Annotated in this window: 1 protein-coding gene; it reads left to right on the forward strand. The window is 64.5% G+C overall.

The features are described from left to right. The coding region (locus ACM42_RS08405; protein WP_271527490.1) for a condensation domain-containing protein at positions 1–1,569 on the forward strand (1,569 nt) is incomplete at both ends.

Here is a 1,569-nt window from a genome sequence, read left to right on the forward strand (position 1 = left end):
TATGCGCTGGCGGCCTACCAGTCGCCGCAAGGTGCGGTCGAGACGGCGCTGGCGCAGATCTGGGCCGAGCTCCTCGGTGTCGAGCGCATCGGGCGCAACGACCACTTCTTCGAATTGGGCGGCCACTCGCTCTTGGCCGTGCAGATGTCGAGCCGGCTGTCACAGGCTGTCGGGGTCGAACTGCCACTGTCGGCGCTGTTCGCAAGGCCAGTGCTGGCTGACCTGGCGGCAAGCATCGTCGAGCTGTTGAGCAGCTCCGGTCCACAAGAGCTGCCGTCGATTGCAGCCGTGTCGCGGCATGAGCCGCTTGTGCTGTCGTTTGCGCAGCAGCGGCTATGGTTTTTGGCGCAGCTGAACGAAGGCAGCACCAACTATCACATTCCGCTGGCCTTGCGATTGCGCGGGATGCTCGACCGCAGCGCTTGGCGGCGCAGCCTTGACCATCTGTTTGCGCGTCATGAGGCGCTGCGCAGTGTGTTTGTCGCGACCCAGGGCAAGCCCCGGGTTGAGATTTTGTCGCCGGATGCGGGTCTACCGATAGTTGAGCATGATCTGCGGGAGAGATCGGATGCGGAAGCGGCATTTTTGGATCTGTGTCATGAAGAGGGGCGCACGCCATTCGATCTTGCGCGCGGTCCGCTGATCCGCGGGCGTCTGGTGCGGATGTCGGATGAGGAGCACGTCTTCCTGCTGACCCAGCATCACATCGTCTCGGACGGTTGGTCGATGGGCGTGCTGCTGCGTGAACTTAGCCAGCTCTACCGGGCATTCCAGGCTGGGCAGGACGATCCTCTGCCGCCGCTTGCGATCCAGTATCCGGATTACGCCGCCTGGCAACGCCAATGGCTGTCGGGGGAACGGTTGCAGAAGCAGGCGCAGTATTGGCGCAGCGCCCTGGCAGGCACAGCCCGTCTTGTCTTGCCGACGGACCGTGCGCGGCCTGCCCAGCAGTCCTTTGCCGCGGCCACGGTCCCGATCACCGTCGATGCGGATTTGACCCGAGAGCTGAAGCGGCTGAGCCTGCAGCATGGCACGACGTTGTTCATGACGGTGCTGGCGGCCTGGGCGGCGGTGCTGTCGCGTCTGTCCGGGCAGGACGATCTTGTGATTGGCGTGCCGAGCGCCAATCGGGGGCACCGCGAGATCGAAGAGCTGATAGGGTTCTTCGTCAACACCCTGGCGCTTCGGCTGGACCTGTCGGGCGAGCCGCGCGTGTCGGAGCTTCTGGAGCGGACGCGGCGCACGGTGCTGGCTGCGCAGGAGCATCAGGACCTGCCGTTCGAGCAGGTGGTGGAGATCGTGCAGCCGCCCCGGGCTCTTGACCACACGCCGTTGTTGCAGGTGATGCTGGCCTGGGAGAACAATGCGGTTGGGTCATTGGACCTGCCGGGGCTGTGCGTCGAACCTGCCGGGGAGGAGATTGATCAGGTCAAGTTCGATCTGGAGCTGAACCTTGGCGAGCATGGCGAGGAGATCGCCGGAACGCTGGGTTATGCCACGGCGCTGTTTGATCAGGCGACGATCGAGCGGCAGCGTGGTTATCTGCTGGCGCTGCTGCGGGCGATGGCT

The sequence above is a fragment of the Bradyrhizobium sp. CCBAU 25338 genome, from assembly GCF_028128965.1.
GTDB lineage: Bacteria > Pseudomonadota > Alphaproteobacteria > Rhizobiales > Xanthobacteraceae > Bradyrhizobium > Bradyrhizobium liaoningense.